21 protein-coding genes are annotated in these 19,309 nt (G+C 35.2%); 6 read left to right on the forward strand and 15 right to left on the reverse strand.

Annotation, left to right across the window (positions count from 1 at the left end; genetic code table 11):
* Positions 1-4: 4 nt before the first annotated feature.
* The 5 genes from NEF87_RS08775 to NEF87_RS08795 form a co-directional block, all read right to left on the reverse strand.
* On the reverse strand, positions 5-223 hold the full coding sequence (locus NEF87_RS08775) for a hypothetical protein (protein WP_457919493.1): 219 nt from the start codon (positions 221-223) through the stop codon (positions 5-7).
* 403 nt (positions 224-626) lie between these two features.
* Complete coding sequence (locus NEF87_RS08780; protein WP_457919494.1) at positions 627-749, reverse strand: hypothetical protein; 123 nt, start codon at positions 747-749, stop codon at positions 627-629.
* 11 nt (positions 750-760) lie between these two features.
* A complete protein-coding gene (locus NEF87_RS08785; protein ID WP_371806081.1) occupies positions 761-1,543 on the reverse strand; it encodes a DUF4386 family protein in 783 nt (260 codons plus the stop codon).
* Positions 1,544-1,552: 9 nt separating this feature from the next.
* On the reverse strand, positions 1,553-2,977 hold the full coding sequence (locus NEF87_RS08790; protein WP_457919495.1) for an MFS transporter: 1,425 nt from the start codon (positions 2,975-2,977) through the stop codon (positions 1,553-1,555).
* Positions 2,978-3,259: 282 nt separating this feature from the next.
* Entirely contained in the window at positions 3,260-3,865 is a 606-nt protein-coding gene (locus tag NEF87_RS08795) for a hypothetical protein (protein WP_457919496.1), read from the reverse strand.
* A 115-nt stretch (positions 3,866-3,980) separates the two neighbouring features.
* Between NEF87_RS08795 and NEF87_RS08800 the strand changes: the two genes are divergently transcribed.
* Positions 3,981-5,258, forward strand: coding sequence for a nickel-dependent lactate racemase family protein (locus tag NEF87_RS08800; protein WP_457919497.1), 1,278 nt, complete (start codon positions 3,981-3,983; stop codon positions 5,256-5,258).
* Between the two features lie 22 nt (positions 5,259-5,280).
* Here NEF87_RS08800 and NEF87_RS08805 read toward each other — a convergent pair whose 3' ends face one another.
* Together NEF87_RS08805 and NEF87_RS08810 are read right to left on the reverse strand one after the other, a co-directional pair.
* The gene (locus NEF87_RS08805) at positions 5,281-5,541 is read right to left on the reverse strand and encodes a hypothetical protein (RefSeq protein WP_457919498.1); all 261 of its coding nucleotides are present in this window, start codon (positions 5,539-5,541) and stop codon (positions 5,281-5,283) included.
* Between the two features lie 12 nt (positions 5,542-5,553).
* Positions 5,554-6,651, reverse strand: coding sequence for a hypothetical protein (locus NEF87_RS08810; RefSeq protein ID WP_457919499.1), 1,098 nt, complete (start codon positions 6,649-6,651; stop codon positions 5,554-5,556).
* Between the two features lie 288 nt (positions 6,652-6,939).
* On the opposite strand from NEF87_RS08810, the gene NEF87_RS08815 reads away from it, so the two are divergent.
* A complete protein-coding gene (locus NEF87_RS08815) occupies positions 6,940-7,509 on the forward strand; it encodes an LURP-one-related/scramblase family protein (protein ID WP_371806085.1) in 570 nt (189 codons plus the stop codon).
* A 74-nt stretch (positions 7,510-7,583) separates the two neighbouring features.
* Here NEF87_RS08815 and NEF87_RS08820 read toward each other — a convergent pair whose 3' ends face one another.
* Complete coding sequence (locus NEF87_RS08820) at positions 7,584-8,102, reverse strand: hypothetical protein (RefSeq protein ID WP_457919500.1); 519 nt, start codon at positions 8,100-8,102, stop codon at positions 7,584-7,586.
* A gap of 128 nt (positions 8,103-8,230) precedes the next feature.
* A complete protein-coding gene (locus NEF87_RS08825; RefSeq protein WP_457919501.1) occupies positions 8,231-9,598 on the reverse strand; it encodes a hypothetical protein in 1,368 nt (455 codons plus the stop codon).
* A 72-nt stretch (positions 9,599-9,670) separates the two neighbouring features.
* On the opposite strand from NEF87_RS08825, the gene NEF87_RS08830 reads away from it, so the two are divergent.
* A complete protein-coding gene (locus tag NEF87_RS08830; RefSeq protein WP_457919502.1) occupies positions 9,671-10,267 on the forward strand; it encodes a tetratricopeptide repeat protein in 597 nt (198 codons plus the stop codon).
* 3 nt (positions 10,268-10,270) lie between these two features.
* Here NEF87_RS08830 and NEF87_RS08835 read toward each other — a convergent pair whose 3' ends face one another.
* The 4 genes from NEF87_RS08835 to NEF87_RS08850 all read right to left on the reverse strand — a co-directional run bounded on the left by NEF87_RS08835 (position 10,271) and on the right by NEF87_RS08850 (position 15,167).
* Entirely contained in the window at positions 10,271-11,257 is a 987-nt protein-coding gene (locus tag NEF87_RS08835; protein ID WP_457919503.1) for a WD40 repeat domain-containing protein, read from the reverse strand.
* Positions 11,258-11,278: 21 nt separating this feature from the next.
* Positions 11,279-11,626 (reverse strand): hypothetical protein, encoded by a 348-nt coding sequence (locus NEF87_RS08840; RefSeq protein WP_457919504.1) that lies wholly within the window; start codon positions 11,624-11,626, stop codon positions 11,279-11,281.
* A gap of 139 nt (positions 11,627-11,765) precedes the next feature.
* Positions 11,766-12,236 (reverse strand): hypothetical protein, encoded by a 471-nt coding sequence (locus tag NEF87_RS08845; RefSeq protein WP_457919505.1) that lies wholly within the window; start codon positions 12,234-12,236, stop codon positions 11,766-11,768.
* A 387-nt stretch (positions 12,237-12,623) separates the two neighbouring features.
* On the reverse strand, positions 12,624-15,167 hold the full coding sequence (locus NEF87_RS08850) for a M1 family aminopeptidase (protein WP_457919506.1): 2,544 nt from the start codon (positions 15,165-15,167) through the stop codon (positions 12,624-12,626).
* 159 nt (positions 15,168-15,326) lie between these two features.
* On the opposite strand from NEF87_RS08850, the gene NEF87_RS08855 reads away from it, so the two are divergent.
* The 3 genes from NEF87_RS08855 to NEF87_RS08865 all read left to right on the forward strand — a co-directional run bounded on the left by NEF87_RS08855 (position 15,327) and on the right by NEF87_RS08865 (position 17,309).
* Positions 15,327-16,256, forward strand: coding sequence for a CPBP family intramembrane glutamic endopeptidase (locus NEF87_RS08855; RefSeq protein WP_457919507.1), 930 nt, complete (start codon positions 15,327-15,329; stop codon positions 16,254-16,256).
* A gap of 86 nt (positions 16,257-16,342) precedes the next feature.
* Entirely contained in the window at positions 16,343-16,963 is a 621-nt protein-coding gene (locus NEF87_RS08860; protein WP_371806094.1) for a hypothetical protein, read from the forward strand.
* Positions 16,950-17,309: a winged helix-turn-helix domain-containing protein gene (locus tag NEF87_RS08865; protein WP_457919508.1), complete on the forward strand. Its 360-nt coding sequence runs from the start codon at positions 16,950-16,952 to the stop codon at positions 17,307-17,309. Before NEF87_RS08860 ends, NEF87_RS08865 begins: the two co-directional genes overlap by 14 nt.
* Positions 17,310-17,337: 28 nt before the next feature.
* Here the strand turns inward: NEF87_RS08865 and NEF87_RS08870 are convergent, their stop codons facing one another.
* Both NEF87_RS08870 and NEF87_RS08875 read right to left on the reverse strand, forming a co-directional pair.
* Positions 17,338-18,285: a GNAT family N-acetyltransferase gene (locus NEF87_RS08870; RefSeq protein ID WP_457919509.1), complete on the reverse strand. Its 948-nt coding sequence runs from the start codon at positions 18,283-18,285 to the stop codon at positions 17,338-17,340.
* A 66-nt stretch (positions 18,286-18,351) separates the two neighbouring features.
* Entirely contained in the window at positions 18,352-19,302 is a 951-nt protein-coding gene (locus NEF87_RS08875) for a GNAT family N-acetyltransferase (protein WP_457919510.1), read from the reverse strand.
* Positions 19,303-19,309: the final 7 nt, after the last annotated feature.

Here is a 19,309-nt window from a genome sequence, read left to right on the forward strand (position 1 = left end):
TTTTTCACTTTCCTTTGAAGAAAAAAACATCGATATTCTTTGCTATCTGCTTCGCAATCCCATAAGGAACCCCCAATTGTAAGAAATTTACATGAAACCACGTATTACCTGAGGGATCGGTAGATCCTAAAATAATTCGTTGTTCTAGACTATTTTTAGTGAGAATTGTTGAATAAGAAATGAATGAATCATAGTAAAGATCCCCGGGAAATTGAACTTTCAAGGAGCTTTCGGATTGAAAATAGAATAAGGAGTAAAAATTTCTAATCAGTTCAGCTTTTCCAAAAAATAAAACTGAACGGATTTTTTGATTACCTACAACTTCATCACTATTATTTTCGGAATCAAATTTTTGAGGAACAATTTTTTTCCCAAAGGGTTCACTTCACCCAGAGATTTTAACCTTTGCCGTACTAATTCGGGAGTGGCAAGTAAATGTTCTGACTTCCCATTTCGAATATCTTCTCTACTTGTTGAAAGAAAAATTGTAAATAGAGCCTAAATTCATTGTAACCCAACTATCCTTGTCCAATCGGGCAACTTTTTCGGTTTTCATCTTGTTCAATAATGATTGCATGAATTTAGGGAGCATCTACTAATTCAAAGATGGTTTTGTCAATGCATGACTAATTTTTGAAATGTACTTCTTTGGAAGGAATTTCATCGGAAATATAGATTAATAGAGGAGTTTTCTTCAGATGTATTGCCATTATGAGTTTTTCTATAACTTGCCATTTATTCAATTCCATCAATAATTCATTTATTTTTTTAACTTCTTTCCAAATTTAATCAAGTTAAAACCAACCGCAATATGCCAAATCATAATAAATATGGCTGCAAGAGTATAAGGAAGAAAGAGTAAAGCGGGAAAAAAGAATAGGGGGATGATAAAAGTTAGTAAAAAACCATGTCCAATTATTCCTATCATTCCAACCCATTTCTTAAAATCGGTTGACTTTAGGAATAAAATTGAATAAATTAGCCCTGCAATTGCAAAACAGATTTGACTAAAATACACAATCATCCCTTGCCATGTAAGTTGAATAAGGGCAAAGGGCAATAGTTGTTCGCCTTTTAATAGTAAAGTATTCATTTCACTATTGGTTGTAGCGTTATAATATTGATTGCTTAATCGCATCATGGCAAGTGCAGGATTCGTGATTATAACAATAAGAACTGCAGTAATTCCGAATAGTAACGCCACTTTCGCTTGAGTTGGTTTTGTGTTTTTGAAATAGAAAAACAATCCAAGAAATATGAAACTGACGAGGATATAATTAATTACATCTAAGAATTGGAGATAAATTAGCCCTAATAAGGGATAGGTGTGAAACATTGAAAACCACTCTAAAACAGATGTCGGTTGAAGCAGATTTTCATTGATAAGTCCAAATTCTTGTAAAAGTGTGATTTCAGCGCTCCAATTTTTGCGTATGAATACCCCCGCAATGATTCCAGCAATCCCAGCGATAATATAAAATGACTTCTTCCATAGTAAAAATTTTTTTTGAGATTCTTGGTCAATTTGATCTGAAGAATTCACAGATAATTATCAACATTGATTATTTTTATTTTCTTCTAATATCTTCGATCGATCACTTAACAACTCTTGAACTCTCTTTCTATCCCCTTTAATCGTTTTGAATGTTAAAAACCACATTAATAAGCCAGGAAGTAGCAACCAAGCCATACTAAAAATAACTGCTTGATAATTTTGTTCATATCTGGTTAAGAGAATACCGGCTAAGAGAGGTCCAAAACCATAACTCGCAATTTCTACCATTTGTCCCCAAGAACGAATGGAACCTTGCGCTTCGGGTAAATTTATTTCTTGAATTATGGCAGGTTGATTTACCATAAAGAGACTGAAATCAATACGCGCCAGGAAAATTACAATCCCATATAGAACAAATCCATTGAAAGACCATAAAACAGAAATATTTTCTCCTTCTGCTGGAGATAAATGGGGGAGATCAACTAAGAAGAAGCAAGATACCAAGAGAAATCCCCCGATGAGAGAAAATATGATCATTTTAATGCGATTTTTAATATTTTTCTTCCCAAATTTGTCCGATAGTTGCCCGAACACTAATGGTCCGATCAGAGCAGCAGGTAATCCAAAGGTAAGAGAAAGCACGGCGGAATTTGTAGGGGATAAATTTCGAGGAGCATCTTGGATATAGGGTAATAGCAGAAGATCCAATATTCCAAAGAACACATTCGTGAAGATCCCTTCAAAAAGAATAAGAAGATTGGTTTTACTTAGCATGGTGGATTTAAGCGTGTCTTTTGATATCTTAAATTTATATTCAACATCAGTATTGGACAAGACATTCGTCAAAACTTGTTCAGTAATGCCCCGTTTAGGCTCTATAAAACGTAAAAGCATGTAGGCAGAATAGAATATATAAAGGAGACCGATGCTGAAGTAATAATACCGCCAGTATCCAAGTTGAAAGACAACAGCACTGGCTAAGGAGAATAAGCTCGGAAATAATCCCCAGATCAGTGATCCTAATCCAAAATACTTGGATCGATTTTCTTTTTGTAAAATGTCACTCACAAATGAATGAATTATGGGCCCGCCAGCACTCATGAACATTCCGGTGAAACCCCGAACAATAATCCACCAAATGTAATTGGAATTACCGCCACCTACAGGTAAGAATCCATTTAGGAAGATCATGATCCCTGTCATAGAACTTGTAAAGGAAAGCATAGTTTTGCGTTTAATTCGATCAGCTAAATAACCCCACAATAAAGCGCAAACACCATCAACCCACAACCGAACAGTTATTAAAGCCCCCATTTGTAGTGCATGAAACGATTCTCCTGGCCAAAGTAAATTTGATAAATAAATTAAATTGATATAATCTGCCGAGATAAAAATACCAACTAAAGCTTCATAGGCAAGTAAAGGCCATACTTTTTTAATAACATACCCATAACTACGTGATGTTTCATCTGAGGAGACCATTTATTTAAAGATAAATGAGAGATATCACTTATTTTTTTCCTTTTGGATGTCGGAAAAACTCAAATTTGATCACTTATTTCAAGCCATCACTAAATAAATTTACCAACACAATATTTGGGATTAAGTTCGCTCATATTTGCCAACAATTTTTAGTTAGCTGAATATTATTAAAGTGTATATAAGGAATTCTTTAAATTGATGCATCTTAGGAAAGATCCACAAAAAATCTTCAGTTAGACTCAGCACTATCATTCGATAAAGGTCAATATAAATTAGAAAAAATTAAATAATATTTTTGGCTTTCTTTTCTGCATAAAGACGCAAAGCATTTTCCATGCTATCCATAATGAGTTTTCGTTCAGATAATTCCAGTTTGGTGGCATATTGAGTTATTTCATCAATAACCATCTGGGCATCTTCACTCAAACGATCTAAATGGACAAATTGCTCAATCACTTGAGCGGTTATTAAGCTAGAAAAGGTAGACCCCGATTGTTCCTTAAGCATTTCTCGCACATCATAAATTGGAATCCCTAACCGCGTATATTGACAACGATACTCATGTAAACCTTGGGAGGTAAGTTCACCACAGATCAATTCCCGAAGATGAGGTGCAGCAATGAAATCCAGTCCTAAAGTGCTTAATCGGCGAAGAACATTGGTTGTAATTTCAATTGCTCTTTTTTGCTCCAAGCCTGTTTCCCGTATCAAGGATTCAACAATATTTTGAGGATTAAACGCAGAAATCTTCCCATCAGTTGTCTCAACACGCTTAGGAAGCAAATCTTCTGGATTAATGATTTTTTTCTTCAGTTCTTTTTTCGGATCAAAGTTTATTTTGAACATTCCAATTCCCTCTGCTATAAGCACATCTATTCCGTTATCCATAAAAAGTAATTTATTGGTATAATAATATGGGGTATAAGAACAGATAAAATCCGACTTATTTTTTTCGCGAAGAAATATAAGTATAAACACTTTGAGTAAGAAATAGGGACCACAAATGAAAGTACATATGGCTTACGGAACGGAAGGAATAGAATTTGAGATTGATGATAATATCACAGCAGAGGTCGTAAAAGCAGCAATGGAAACACCCTTAGATGACCCAAAACAAGCTATTGTGGAAGCTTGTGAAAAACCCCTTTTTTGTCCCCCCTTACGGAATCTCTTGGCCAAACGAAAAGATGGCAAAATTTGTATTGTAATATCGGATAGTACACGGCCTGTTCCGAGTAAACTTATCATTGAAGCTCTCATCGAAATTTTTGCAGAATATAAGATCCTGGATGAAGATATCCAGATACTCATTGCTACCGGTTTACATCGGAAATCCACACCCAAAGAAATGAAACAAATGCTCGGCAATGATATTCGATTTAGATTTGATATAATAAATCACGTAGCCAAAGATATGGATACTCTAGAATATCTCGGAGAAAATAAATTTGGAAATCCGATCTATATCAACAAAACATATCTAGAAGCCGAAATTAAAATCATTACAGGATATGTAGAACCCCATTTCTTTGCAGGTTTTTCAGGAGGAAGGAAAGCCATTGTACCTGGAATTGCGGGTAGTGAAACTATAGCCCACAATCATTGTAAAGAAAATATTGGATCGGAGAAAGCGCGGTTTGGAATTCTTAAAGACAACCCAATCTATGAAGATGCAATCGATATCGCCAAGAAAACCGAAATTAAACCTGATTTCATGATCAATGTGTGTATTAATCCAGCACACCAAATCACAAAAGTGATTGCGGGAGCACTTCAGAGCCATCAAGAATTAGTGATGTATCAAGAACGTTTATGTTTTCATCGCATTACCGAACGATATGATGTCGTAATTTGTGGAAATGGGGGATTTCCTCTTGATTTAGATTTATATCAAGCGGTGAAAAGCATGGCCATTGGAGAATTAGGAGTCAAACAAGGGGGCACTATTATTACGGTGAATGAATGCCGCGATGGCGTAGGGCATCCAAAATTTGAGGAAATGATCAACTTGGGATTAACCCCCACGGAATTTTTAGATCAATTAAACTCGGGAAAAATTACATGTTTAGATCAATGGGAAAGCCAGGTGTTAGCCCGAGTTTTAGAACAATTTCAAGTTTTTATCATTTCATCCATAACAAAAGCCAAATTGGGAAACATGGGACTGAAATATGCCGCTTCGGTGGAAGAAGCCTTGGATCTTTGTCAACAACACTATGGCCCCCAAATGCGGGTATTAATTCTTCCCGATGGACCGATGATGTTGCCAAAAGTTCAATAAATTTTGATCCCTAAAATCCTCTTTACTCTTTTATTTTCTCTTTTACCGCATCTAATAATTCATAATACATTTTTTTGTACATTTTCAGTTCCAGAGAGAGCTCCTTGACATGATCTTCTAATTCATGAATTCGATCTGATTCCCCAATTAACCGTTGAAGGGTGGAGTTGGACATACCTGTTCCATACCGATTTTTTAAATCTTGCTGAATTTGAGAGTACGAGATGCCTTGATCTAAGAGAGCACGAGCATGATCTTGTTTTTCTTTGGATGATTTTGGCATTGGAAAGGCACCTCAGTGTTTTTCTTCCATTGAATGTAATGTTGTTGGAGATTGTTGAACCTTTTTAAGAATTTTCTGATGATCCGATAATATTTTTTCCTTTGGAAGTGGATAAATTTCTTGAAAACGTATTTTTTCCCCACATTGAACACAATAGATGGGAGTATCTTCGGATAATTCTGTCAGTAATTGGGATTCGACCACATTTCCACAAGTAAGGCATTTTATTCCTTCAGTTGAATTAATACTATTCGATTTTGCACCATTTAATCGTTTAGGGATTGTAATTTTTAGTGTTTTGGATATGTTTTGCTGAAAGAAATATTGTAGAAGTAATAATCCATTAAGATTAACAAATCCAAAAACTTGAAAAGTAGGATTAGATTCCACAATTAAGAACCCAAATCCAATTATCGCAATCCAAAACCAGGTAATATAGAAAATGAACTGTTTTATAATAGTTGAAGGAATTATTTTAGATATAGGATCCACCCTTTTGTGGAAAAATAAATTAAAAATAAAAGGAATAAAAAGAAATCCAATATAAAAAACCAGAGAGCCTATTCCAAGAAAGTTAGCATCTATTACAAATATAAGCAAATAGGATAGATTGATCATTATAGCAATAGAATAATGCTTATTTTTTTTTAAGTCTAGAATAATATTGGATTTTTCTATATAGTGATAATTTTTTTCCTTCTTTTTGAAGAAAATATAAGTATATAATGGGACAAGGAAAATAATGTGAGTTACTAAGCATAAATAATGGATCCAATAAATATCTGAAGTCGAATAACCGGATTTAAAAAGTGGAATTAATATTATTGCACTTGTAGTAAGAATAATAATTTCTAACACAATTTCAATAATAATAGGCCATGTTTTATGTAACAAATATTGAAAATCAATTGAATGGGGATCTTTATCAACTGGGAGAAGCAAGAGTAATTGAAAAATAATGAAAGCCAAAAGCCCAGTAATTGGAATTATAATTGAATCTAAATCGATAAAATTCACTAAAATGGTTATAGATGTTGCTTGCAGGAAGGATAGTGCACCAATTTTTAGCATATCAAAAAATGTTAATTTACCAAAGATGTGATCCGCCATACCATTCTCATATCGATACGCCTTATTAAATCTTACTTTTCATTATCATTTCTTATCATTTACTAACAAAAATTTATTTTAGGGGTTTAAAAGATTTTTCAGGTATTAATTATGTCTTTGAGTAAATAGATAAGATTTTTCTACAAAATTTGTCTCTTCGTGATCAATTGGGGGAACAATGGGTCAACATTCTCTTATCGTCCAAATTTGGGGAATACTTTTATATGCCAATAGAACGATAATAAGTATCATATCTCTTAATGCAGATATTACTGGTGAAAAGAAAAAATGAATTATCCTCTATTTATTAATTTCAAGAAAGTCGCTTTTGCCCCTCAATTTAAGGTGACGGATGCGAATGGCGATATGGTATGTTACGTGCGCCAAAAATTGTTTAAATTAAAAGAAGACATTAAAGTTTATAAGGAACGGGAGCGACAAACGCTCCTCTATAGTATCCGCGCAGATCGGATCATAGATTTTTCCGCAAAATATACGTTTTATGATGCTCATGATGTACCTTTTGGTGCTATTAAACGCAAAGGGATGAAATCTCTCTGGAGAGCGAACTACTTGATTGATGGAGAAAACAATCAAGAGTTAGAATTAAGAGAAGAAAGTGTTTTAATTCGCCTTTTAGATCGATATGTAGGATGGCTTTGTGGTAGCTTCCTTTTCCACCCAGTTTACATCATTTCTCGGGCAGATGGAACTCCGGTAATGCGAGTCAAAAAAATGCCTGCTCTCTTTGAAGGTAAGTTTAAAATTGAATTACTCGCCCCGATGAGTGAAATCGAAGAAATGCGCAATTTACTCGGAAGTATGATGATGTTATTACTCGAACGAATGCGAGGGTAATTGTATACTTAGTTCCTTTTTTCATTTTTTTCCTTAGTTTGCGGAACAGCAATTTTTTCCCTCAATGAAAGATTTTACTTATTAGTTTTATCGGGAGCATCAGCAAAACACACGTCTGTAGGGCACAGAGCGGATTTCCATTTATCGCTACATTGATTACAAACTTCCTTTGACTTTTTCATATGTAAGACTTGAAGTGGAATGTACCCGCCGACAGAAACTGCCATTAAAAGAAAGATCTTAACAATTATGGACGCATTTATTAATAAATAAGCGGAGTGTAAAATTAAACCCGCTCCAAAACCAATGAATGCTTTTTGGAATATTTTGAGGACTTTCATTTCTGTTATTGGTGATAAACTTAGCAGCTGAAAAGATACCATTCCCAATCCAAGAAAAAAGAGAATATCCGCCCTTAAAACACTGTACGTTGCGAAAAAATACGAAATAACGATTGCAAAAATCATGGATGGATAGCCGATAAAACACCCGATGCAAAATTGGAGGGAAAAGAGTCCAAAAGTATGATTTTTAAACTGTTCACATGGAGGATGATGAGACAGGAGCATTTTCCAATGACCTAGATTTTGCATTGATCGCGCCACACTTGTTCTAATTATAACCACTATATATTTCCTTCTCTTTTAAAAGGATAAATTCAAAAGAAGAGAAGATAAAAATGGAAAGGGAAAAAATTGCAATTTATAAATGTTAAAAAAACTTAATCAAAAAAAAGATCGACTTCTTCCCCACAGGACTGGCAGAAAACTGCTTTTTTGTCCCGAAATAATTGAATCATTTGCGGTGTGAAAACGCTGCCACAATTGGGACAAAATTTCTGCGGAGGTATCGCGGGCGGTGTATTCATTCTTCCATGATAGCCATTTGGATTCCAGGATTCCCACGGTTTAGTCCGTTTTATGGGTGGAGGTGTATCCATCCTTCCAATATAAGAGGATTGAGAAGAATGAGGCACTTCAACAAACTGTTCCGAAGATTTTTGGTATGAATGTGGATTGCGATTTCGTGAAACTGCCCAAACAATGATGATAATCACAATTATGATTCCAACAAGAACGAGTGCAAAAATAACAAGTGCAATTAAGCCAAAACCGAAAAGAACATCTTCAAATGGATAATCATAATGGTCGTATTGAGTTTCGGAATAAGTCTCGGTCCAAGTGGTTTCTGGGACAGGGAAAAGATCATTACCTTGATGTAATAAGGTTCTGGTCCCATTTCCAAATTCCCAGAATTGAGTTACTACTTCAGAAGTGGAAATTTGAATTACTGTTGCATTGAAATAATATTCCCATGAAGCATTTGCAAAAATGAGACGATCAGTGAGAGAATTATTTTGAATCAACCCCATTTCAATCGAAATATCTAATCCCGAGGTTGAATTGCCATGAAGATTCCAACTCGCATTATAAAACCCAGCAAGATCGGAAAAATAATCAACATTACAAGTAAAATCATTCAGAAACCATGAATCGTCAATCAAATCATAAAAATAACCAAAATTAATGGCTTCAATGGGGGAATATTGGGCCCAATCTTCCAATAAGGCGCTATTGTTTTGTTGGTAATCTGAGATATTAAGATCAGACGGGATAATATTTAAGGAAAAAATATTTTCATAGGTGGTATTTTTCTGCTCGTTCAAGCTGTATCCATAGTCCCAGGAATCAGGATTTTCAAAATTTAATGGAAAATGTTCCGAATAAAAAGTGTCAACGTGAATATTAGTAGAATTATCATCCGAAATATCTATATGAAGATTATTGAAAATCCCAAGATCAATATGATAAGAATCGTTTGTATTCAATTCTGAGTTTGATACAGAGTTAAACATGTAACTATTGTTGCTGGATAAGGAATAACCCAAGCTAATTGCGTCATCAATGGCATATTCTAAATTAGTGTCCAAAGTATGTTCAAGTAAGGACCGATTATAAGCATTAGATTTAGGAATGAACATTTTTTGTTGAGCTTGATCACTCTCCACAAGATTTGGAAAAGTTGCGCTAAGACATCCAAGCATACAAGCTAGGAGTAAAATGGATGATAACCAAACATATTTTTTCATTTTTGCATAAACATAATAGTAGTTTATATTAAAAAATCTGTGGGAAGAATTCTCTGCTAAAGTGAAGTTAATATGAATAATGAGGAACAATTAATAGCGAGTAGTCACCAATATAATGTAAAGAAGGAATGCCCAATGCCCAGCCCCCGGGAACTATTTAAACTCGCCTATGAAGCGGATCGCAATCGCAAATTTGATGAAGCGGAAAACTTTTACCGTCAAGCCCTTAAATTGAATCCAAAATATAGCATGGCGTGGAATAATTTGGGCTGGATCTTGTTTGATCAATTCCAACAATATAAAGAAGCGGAAAAATGTTATAAAAAAGCACTCAAATATGATAACAGGAATTTTTATGCTTGGAATAACTGGGGGATCTTATATTATCGTCAAAAAATGAACTTTTCCAAAGCCCAAGAATGTTGGGAAAAGGCGATCACTTTTAATCCAGAATTTGGGAATGCGTGGAATAATTTGAGCGTATTGTACAAATTTCAGCACGGAAATCCAACCAAAGCTCGTGAATTTGAAGAAAAAGCAATAAAATATCAAAATTCAGAACAAAAACAAACGCCCACTTCTAATCTCACCTATAATTTTTGTTCAGAATGCGGTAGTACTTTAGAAGCAAGCCAGAAGATATGTGATGTCTGCGGATTAGAACGATAACCCTTAGGTTTTTTGGTCAAAAGCCCATATTTTGATTTTAGGGGGAAAAACTTGAAAGGGGGCCACAGCTAAAAGAGACCAATCTTGAGAGATCCCCACAGTGAGCATCTTCCCTTCTTCAATATGGTGATTATGACAAATCAATCCATCATGCGTTCGATATATTGTTAGATCATTGTCGAGATCCACAGCTAAAAAATGACTTCCCTCGGGATTAAAACTTAATTTCGTGATTTCTGCAGATGTTTGAATGGAGTATTGCAATTCATGGGTTTGATAGTTCCACATTTTAATCGTTTTATCCCGCCCTCCAGAAAGAAGCAAGGACAAAGTGGGATGGAAATCAAGCGTATATATTTCTTTGCGATGACCTTTGAGAGAAGGGAGATAATGACAGGAAGGAAATTCCCACAGGTGAATATCTGCTTCATCACCAATCGCCGCAAAAAGAGAATTGGAAGGATTTAGTTTTACCACATGCACCGAAGCTTGGGGTTGGTTTAAAATCTCTTCACATGCAAAGGAGAGATTATGCAAAGATTTTTTTCCAGCAAGCGGATAAGCCACCTTCCATACCCTCACAGTTGCATCTTCCCCTCCAGAAAGGATATAATTATACGAATTATCACAAGTAACGGAAAAAACCTTCATTTTATGTCCCAATAAGGTATTTAAACATTGACCTGATTGAGGATCCCAAATTTTTATGGTCCCATCCTTGGACCCAGAAATTAGTGCTTGTTTATTCTGGCTTAAACATAAAGAGGTTATACTCGAATCATGTGCATCGAGAGAAAATTCTGGAGAGAGAGTCGTAGAATCTGAATTTGAAGCAGCACCCTTGTGTGATATGCGATAAATGTTAATCCGTTTATCCCAGCTACCTGAAAACATCCATTGATTATCGGTTGAAAAACCAATCACACGGATCTCATCTTGATGCCCCAAATATTGACCTAAATCCGAATCAATTTTGGTTTTAATTTCCATGGGATGTGCAACCGTCCTATCTTATTCAAAATGAGGATTTTTGAAAACTAGCTCTTCCAACCCATCTTTTTTCTGTTGGAGATCCAATAAAAATTCATTGGGAAGTGAATTTTCGATTTGAGCCTGATGATCTACAAACACAGAAATAGGATAATCCTTATATCCTTTCGGAAATAGCTCGTCAAAAGCACTCCGTTGTTCCGTAAACATGAAACTTCGTGATTGGATTTCCGGAACAATTAACCCACCAACAACATGGAGATCAGCTAAGATTACGACCACTTCTTCATTCGGAAAATTTTTTTGTTGATAAGTAGCGATAAATTGCAAGGCTGGAGGGGTTATGGTTAAATCATATTTCATGTCCATTTCACAAGTCCAATGAGAGGCTGTTTCTTAAAAAAAGTTGCTCTTATGTTTTGATGGAAAAAATGACAAAACTCATTAAATATTTGATAATTTTTTGATTATCAGTTCCTGATAATTTATCAATATTTTGCATTAATCTTTAAATATTTTCCAACATCCATGGTTCCACTCGCGGATGTTTTTTCAGAATGGTGCAGCATTTTTTCCTAAAATTGGAAACCCGCTTGTCAGTAATTTCTGAAAGTTGAGAAATTAGAAATGAGAGTTTCTCTGCGTTTTGATATTTAATAACATTTAAAATTTCTTCCTGTGGGCTAGCAAAAAAAGCATCAAATTCTTCTTGAAAAAACATTAGATAATGCAAAATGGCATCATTGCGCGTTTCTAAGGGTTTTTCTACATCATGAATCAATGAAAGATATTCTACAGGGGTTTGAGCATAGTCACTTGCAAGGGGAGCTTTCACCTTGCGCCCAATGAACACCCCGTTTTCATATACGGCTTCCAAATTAGAGGGCATTTTTTGGTGTGGGTTTTTACGTAAATGTTCGCTTTTTTGGAGATCTCTGCCTTGCTTCGGTTCTTTTGTGACGCCTTTTTTTTTACTCATTTGACTCAGTTCCAATTTGCAATTTATTCTTACTGTAATTGACTCCCTATTTTAAAGTTGTGATTTATGAAAAAAAGTGCAAAAAAAAAAAAGATAGTTCTACAGAAAAATTTCACATCAAAGAAATCCTCAATTAGCACGATATCAAACCATATAAATGCCCATTAAAACAGCAAATGTGAAATAAACACGTTCCCATGACTTTTGATGGTTCATTCTGAGATAATTTTACCTTGCCTATTCTAAAATGATATCAGTAGGCATTAATACTACACACAACAGCATGAGATTCTTCTCTTTGATAAAAACCAGAATTCAATCTCAGATAAAATTTTTCGGGAGAAATCAAACAAAAATAAGGAATAATTATGAAAAAAAGATAAAAATTTACTCGGTAGTTGATTTTGCTTCCAACTCTTCAATACGTGCCAGCAATTTCTTCACTTGGGATTTCAGATCATCCATATCCTTACTAAATTTCTTTTCAATCTTCTCAGGATCTTGACGCTCTTTAATTTTTTTCACAATGCGTTCCACCATAGGATGACTTTGGGAAGCAATTTTAGCTTTCGCTTCATTAAATCCACCTGTTAAGCTCATCTCAGTCGATTGTGAAAAACTTCGGATCATATTCTGAACCATCGCCTCGCTTTGTTCTTGCTTTAAGTGAGATAAAAGCGTTGCAATGGTACGTTGTTTAATCGATTTTTCTTGCCAAGTTAAACACTCCGCAATGCTACTATATATCGCCCGACGAGCTCTTTCTGAAACCTTTCCATAAGGTAATTTGGCCAAAAGATAGTCCAAGGCTTCGGGTGTACGAGTATTGCCGATAGCCATATATAAACTGGACTCAATCAAACTTTTAAACCCATCACCAATCTGATATTGGAGCAAGAAATCATAGGCTTCTTTTGTGTGTTGAGAGCCAATCACTTTCAAAGCAGCACCTGTGGCCCAATAAAGCGTTTCTGGTCGTTGTAAAAACTTCTTCATTGCATCGAATACTATTGGGTATTGCATCCCGCTTAAATTGGGGATGAAATCTTGGAGGACCATGGGATCGGTTTCACTTTCTAACAAAGATACAAGTCCTTCAATAGCTGCAAAAGTTGGAGATTTAGCCAATTCTTTTGCCATTTCGATTCGCACACCCCAGAATTTTTCTTTGCGATATGCTGCAAGAACGGCTTCTAAATTTTTCTTTTTCCCCTTCTTTAATAATTCTCGTGCTGCTAAAATACGCAAAATCACCGACTTATGAGTTAACTGACGGATGAGAAGCTCATCTCCAGGATTAAACTCTAAAGAAAACAAAGTTTTGCATTCAGGATCTAAAACAACTTGTAACGGTTTTTTATCCACTTTGAAGTAAAGGGTTTGTTCTTTTTCCTTGATTTCAAACACGCGTTGATCTATCTGCCCATCAGCAGATTCCCATTGCACTTCTAAGGGGAAGTTGAACAATCCTATTTCCTTATCCTTATCTTCTTGAGTTTGTGTCACTTTCAAGGATGCCAATTCAGATTTCTCGTTGTAGGAGAATTCCGCTTTCAATTTGGGATACCCAGGTTTATATAACCATTGTTCAAAGAAGGCTTCCAAACTTAATCCAGAATGTTCTTCCATTTTTCGTTGGAAATCAATGGTTTCTACCACTTTGCCTTTAAATGTATTTAGATAATCAGAAGTGGCAGTCCAAAAAATGTCTTCACCGAGTTTGGATCGGAGCATATGGAGCCGCCAAGCACCGCCTGGATAGAGATGCATATCATACATATCCCAACTAGAACTATATTTGTTTGTTACAATTGGACGAGCATATTTAGAATCAGATTCTTTCATATAGCTCCGGGCATCGCAAAAAAGCCCATAAAGGTTCTCATCGTGACCGTAAAAATCTTCAAAGTACACTGTTTCCATATACGTGGCCCAACCTTCTTTTAACCAAGCATGACTAAATTCTTTGCAAACGATCATGTCCCCAAACCAACTATGGCTCATTTCATGGGCATTAACATCATCAACAATCCACAACATCTCAAGAGCTTCTTTTTCGTTTAAAATCGCAAAATCACCCCAGGTTACAAAACTGATGTTTTCCATAGCCCCTCCGTGATGAAAAGTCGCAATTTGATAATATTTATCCCATTCTAAGGGACATTTCAACTTTTTGGCCATCCATTCCAAGAATTTAGGTGTTGCTTCAAAACTGGTTTTCAATTGTGCCGAGGTATAGCCTTTGGGAGCATAGTAAGCAACAGGAATTTGGCCTTTTCCAGCATCTGCAGCGCGATCTTGGTAGGAGACAAATTCACCGACAGCCAATGTGATCAAATAACTTGGACAAGGGAATGTTTGGGACCAATGAGATGTCTTTGTTCCATCCCCATTCTTTACCTCATCTATGAATTTTCCATTGGCGAGCATAGTATGAGATTCATCAGAAGTCAGATAAAAATCAATTGAACACCGAACGGAAAGATGATCAATACATGGGAGCCAATAACGAGTACGAATCGATTCAGTGTCAGTAATTGCATAACTTGCACGATCGGGATATGCTGCATCAGGATGGCAGAAATATAACCCCGATATAGGGTGATCAATTATATACTGAATAGTAAAGGATCGTTCTTCGCCTTTTTCATAATTTTTATTCCAAAAGAAAGAAAGGGACTCATCATTTTTCTGCCAATGATCAACACCATCAACAGCAATAATCTCTAAATCAATTGCATCAAAAGTAATTTTATTCGCTCCAAGAACATTGGCTTTCACTTTCGTTGTCACGGAACCAACCACTCTAAAATTAGGAATATCAAATTTAAGTTTAATAGTTTGATGAATTGGTTCCAATTGCAAATCGCGTGGATAGTTTCCTTCCACATCTGGAGTTGCAAAATCTTTTACATACTGTAAAATCGTCATTATCGAGATCAAAGATGGGCTAAAATAAAAAGTTTGGAATCATCCTTGATAAAATAACCAAAAATATGGACACAAAAATACTAATAAGATTTAAGAAATATTATCCGCCAAAGTACTTTATCCGACAAAGTTTAAATAAAACATCAAATTATTATTTTTATGGACATACCAAAAAATCCTAGATCTGAATCTGATCAAATAACTCAACCTACCATCAAACATAAACCGATTTTACGTATTCAATTTGCACTGATAATTCTTTCAAGTATTATTGTCACAGTAATTTTCCTACTTCTGCGCATGATTTTAGACTTAGATATATCGAAAAGTTATCTTCCCTTACTGGCATATCCTCTCAATTTCCTACTGCTATATATTGTCTTTTATCAAAAAGCGCACGTACCCATCCATGCAGATTCCTTCCGAATTTTTACTCAAGAGATCGGTTTGAAAATTGACAAGAATACTTGGAAATTAGTCTTCCTTGGAGTCCTTTTAGGGATTCTTTCTTTAAGCGGGATGTTGTTGGGATCCATATTATCAAATAATTATACCTTCGATTGGGCCCAACTTGAGTTAGAACAAGTTTTATTCGCAACTGTGCCAGGAATTTGGGAAGAAATTTTCTTCCGTGGATTATTAATGCTTGTCTTCTTGAAAATCTTCAAAAAGACGAAGAAGACCATGATTATTCAGTCAATCGTCTTTGGATTGCTCCACTTTCAAGGATTTCATCTTTGGGAAATTGTTGATATGATTTCAGTCATGGTAATCGGATTTGCGTTCACCTATGTAGCATATCAGACCAATTCAATCATCCCCGGAATGATTTTCCACTATATCCATGATGCATTTATTTTCTTAGTGCAGGTTCCTGAAACCACGGTATCAACTAATCTGGATAACGTTTATTTTTACCTAAGTCTGTGGATAGCTCAAGCCATCATCTGTGGTATTTCCTATCTATTTCAAAAGCTGGTACTAAATTCCCCTAAGAAATGGAAGTATGATTATAATCATCTTCTCCCTCTGATTCCACAAAAATTGAATAAAATAACTCATATGAATAGTGATATCAAGCAAGAATAATTATTTGTTCGAATTAGAAACATTTTTCTTTTTTATTTCACAAAACCAATTAGATCATGGTCAAATCCAAACCGAGGGAACTCTCTTTGCTTCAAAAAAAAATTTTTTATAGCACAATTCGGTATGGAATTCGTGAATTAGTGCAAGCAGTTCTATTATTTTTTGCTACCTTCTTGTTTATCAACAATTACACCCCACTCATATTTGCAGCAGTGATCTTTTTGGGAGTGTTCTTGAGTCCAAAAATAGATAAATATATAAAAATGGAATTGATTTACCCTCGCGTAGGATTTATAGAACTGCTTCCATCGCATAAAAGGATCCTCAAAAATTACAAGAAAATAGGGGTCATTGTTTTCATAATCACCTACATCTTGTTCTTCCTGATAGTTTTTTTACAAAACTGGACAATTGAGACAATGCTGAAATACCTTCCAATATTCATTTGTATTATTTTTATTGGTCGTGCAATTTATACATATTTTCTAACCAAGAGGTGGCAATCCCTTCTGGTAGGGGCTTTGAGTGGAATCTTCACAATTAGTTTATATTTAATTCCGCTCTCAGAAGGACGGTTCTTTCCGATGGTGTTTAGTTTATCCCATGCACTATTGTTTTTAATCGTTGGAGGGTGGAAATTCTGGAATTTTCTGAAAGCAAACCCTATAAGCGTGGAAGAAGAGGAAATCGACAATGAATCCGAGTAACCCAGAATCAAGCGGAAATATTAAGGTAGGCAAGGTTGATCCCAAAAAAAATCGTGAAAACTATTTTTTTTCAGATGACGACAAATTTATTCATGAACCTATCCGTTTGCTCATCATGGCCTATTTATATTCAGTTGATAAAGCCGATATGAAATATTTACAAAAAGAATTACAAGTTTCTTGGGGGAATTTGTCCTTCCATTCTACGAAATTGGAAGAAAGACATTATATTTCCATTGAAAAACAATTTATTAAAAAAAAATCATACACTATCTTATCTCTTACAGGTATCGGTCGTAAAGCTTTTCAAAAATACCGTAAAAACCTAAAAAAGATTGTTTTTTGATTCAGAAATTCATAAAAATTCTTTTAGGTTAGGTAACCATGTAAGTTTTAGTTTTTAAAGACTCTATAATGCGAAACCCGGCTTTAGTATATAAACCCACGGCTTTCTCATTCTCAACATCAGCCGTTAATATAATTTTTTTACTTTCTTTTTCTGTAAAGTGTTCTATTGCCTTTAAGAGCATATAACTCCCTATCTTTTGATGTTGGAATTTAGGAATGACTGCAAGTCCTGAAATATAACCGAATTGTTTTCCAGGTTCATAGGCCAAATTGCACGAACCAATGAGGATCCCATCAGCAAACACTTGTCCGATTGCAAAGTCAAAATGCTTTTTTTGGGAATCGATAAGGGATTGTGAATTTTCAAGAGTCCATTCTTGAAAATCAAAACTGCCTCGGAAAGCAGCATTATATACCTCCACATATTGCTCAAGGTTGACCGGTTCAAGAGATTTTTGATAGGTTAGACCTTGGGGGAGTTGAGGCAGAAATGAAGGATTCAAATCTACAAGATGTAATTCAAGGGCATAATGAAAGGGATGAAAACCGAATTTTTCCAAGGCCCGATCAAAGGGTGCTGAAAGAGTCCCAGTTGTTTCTATTTCTAGACCTTGAATATTTTGGGATTTTCCAAGAGAAATCCCTGCTTCGATGACTTGTTGCGGAAGGCGGGTATCAAAATATTCCGGAAGTATTGCATAAAATAAAAAATGGGATTTAAAAAGTCCAGAGAGATTACTCATAGCAACATATCCAACAAATTTTCCATTATCATCCTCAAATCGTATTACATCACGGGAGAGATCAAATCCTTTTCCAAACCACAAATCCAGAATGTCATCCTTAAATTCGATGTTATAATCCGGGTAGAGGTAGTTTCCCATAGTGTTATGCAAAGTTAATAGATTGGAAAGTGAAATGTCTTTTTCCCATGATTTTTTCTGGAAATGATCATTTGAAGTTTTTTGGATCATATGATAGAAAAAATATATACATGAATTTAAGTACATCGGGGAAATTCATACATTAAATTGTTCCATTCAAAAAATTTTATAGGTTTTAATTTTCAACGAATCAATCACACAAAATCCAACACGAGTATATAACTTCACGGCATTTTCATTGGAAACATCAGTATTCAATCTGATTTTGACACAGCCTTTCTCTTTGAAATGTTCAATTGCGAGTGAAAGCAAGAAGCTACCAACACCTTGATGTTGATTAGCGGGCAATACGGCAAATCCTGACACAAGACCAACATTTTCCAGGGGATCAAACGAGAGGTTGCAAAAACCGATGAGGCGATCATCAATAGAAGCTTGCCAGATTGCAAAATCATACTGGTGATTTTGGAAGGTAATAAATTTCCTACAATTTTCAGTAGTCCATTCAATGAAATCAAAACTATTTTGAAATGCTTGGTTATAAACTTCAACAAATTGCTCATAGTCTACGGGCTCTGAAAGTTTCCGTAAAGTGATGCCTTCTGGAGGGTGAGAACGTAAAAAATCTTTGAAATCTAATAGTTGCAATTCCAAGGAGGATTTAACGGGATGATATCCCATTTCTTCCAACACTCTATCAAAAGGAGCGGCTCGAGTGCCATTTGTGGAGATTTTAAGATTTTGTAAATTTAGAGATTCCCCCAAGGATATGCCACTTTCAATAACGAGCTGTGGAAGTGAAGTCTCGAAATATTCAGGAAGAATGGCATAGAATAGCATGTGTGATTTTAATTGTCCAGACAAATTTGTAATGGCCACATATCCAATTAAGGTGCCTTCTGGTGTCTCAAAGCGAATAACATCCCGAGAAATGTTACCGTCTTTTCCAAACCAAACTTTCAGAATGTCTTCATTAAATTCATGATAGTTTTCTGCCATAAGATATTTACCCATGGTATTTTGCAAAGTAACTAAATATTTGGGTGAATGGTGCTTTTCCCATGGTTTTTTAAGAAAGAAATTTGGTGCATCATTTGCATTTACCATATAATAT

This window comes from Candidatus Lokiarchaeum ossiferum (genome assembly GCA_025839675.1).
Classification (GTDB): Archaea; Asgardarchaeota; Lokiarchaeia; order Sigyniarchaeales; family Promethearchaeaceae; genus Lokiarchaeum; species Lokiarchaeum ossiferum.

What these genes read in the sequence shown, in the direction of transcription:
- NEF87_RS08865 (WP_457919508.1), top strand. Translation starts at nt 16,950, where the DNA reads ATGAATCCGAGTAACCCAGAATCAAGCGGAAATATTAAGGTAGGCAAG.
- NEF87_RS08855 (WP_457919507.1), top strand. Translation starts at nt 15,327, where the DNA reads ATGGACATACCAAAAAATCCTAGATCTGAATCTGATCAAATAACTCAA.
- NEF87_RS08820 (WP_457919500.1), bottom strand. Translation starts at nt 8,102, where the DNA reads ATGCAAAATCTAGGTCATTGGAAAATGCTCCTGTCTCATCATCCTCCA.
- NEF87_RS08800 (WP_457919497.1), top strand. Translation starts at nt 3,981, where the DNA reads ATGAAAGTACATATGGCTTACGGAACGGAAGGAATAGAATTTGAGATT.
- NEF87_RS08840 (WP_457919504.1), bottom strand. Translation starts at nt 11,626, where the DNA reads ATGGACATGAAATATGATTTAACCATAACCCCTCCAGCCTTGCAATTT.
- NEF87_RS08815 (WP_371806085.1), top strand. Translation starts at nt 6,940, where the DNA reads ATGAATTATCCTCTATTTATTAATTTCAAGAAAGTCGCTTTTGCCCCT.
- NEF87_RS08825 (WP_457919501.1), bottom strand. Translation starts at nt 9,598, where the DNA reads ATGAAAAAATATGTTTGGTTATCATCCATTTTACTCCTAGCTTGTATG.
- NEF87_RS08810 (WP_457919499.1), bottom strand. Translation starts at nt 6,651, where the DNA reads ATGGCGGATCACATCTTTGGTAAATTAACATTTTTTGATATGCTAAAA.
- NEF87_RS08835 (WP_457919503.1), bottom strand. Translation starts at nt 11,257, where the DNA reads ATGGAAATTAAAACCAAAATTGATTCGGATTTAGGTCAATATTTGGGG.
- NEF87_RS08845 (WP_457919505.1), bottom strand. Translation starts at nt 12,236, where the DNA reads ATGAGTAAAAAAAAAGGCGTCACAAAAGAACCGAAGCAAGGCAGAGAT.
- NEF87_RS08870 (WP_457919509.1), bottom strand. Translation starts at nt 18,285, where the DNA reads ATGATCCAAAAAACTTCAAATGATCATTTCCAGAAAAAATCATGGGAA.
- NEF87_RS08805 (WP_457919498.1), bottom strand. Translation starts at nt 5,541, where the DNA reads ATGCCAAAATCATCCAAAGAAAAACAAGATCATGCTCGTGCTCTCTTA.
- NEF87_RS08875 (WP_457919510.1), bottom strand. Translation starts at nt 19,302, where the DNA reads ATGGTAAATGCAAATGATGCACCAAATTTCTTTCTTAAAAAACCATGG.
- NEF87_RS08790 (WP_457919495.1), bottom strand. Translation starts at nt 2,977, where the DNA reads ATGGTCTCCTCAGATGAAACATCACGTAGTTATGGGTATGTTATTAAA.
- NEF87_RS08795 (WP_457919496.1), bottom strand. Translation starts at nt 3,865, where the DNA reads ATGGATAACGGAATAGATGTGCTTATAGCAGAGGGAATTGGAATGTTC.
- NEF87_RS08830 (WP_457919502.1), top strand. Translation starts at nt 9,671, where the DNA reads ATGAATAATGAGGAACAATTAATAGCGAGTAGTCACCAATATAATGTA.
- NEF87_RS08850 (WP_457919506.1), bottom strand. Translation starts at nt 15,167, where the DNA reads ATGACGATTTTACAGTATGTAAAAGATTTTGCAACTCCAGATGTGGAA.
- NEF87_RS08780 (WP_457919494.1), bottom strand. Translation starts at nt 749, where the DNA reads ATGGAATTGAATAAATGGCAAGTTATAGAAAAACTCATAATGGCAATA.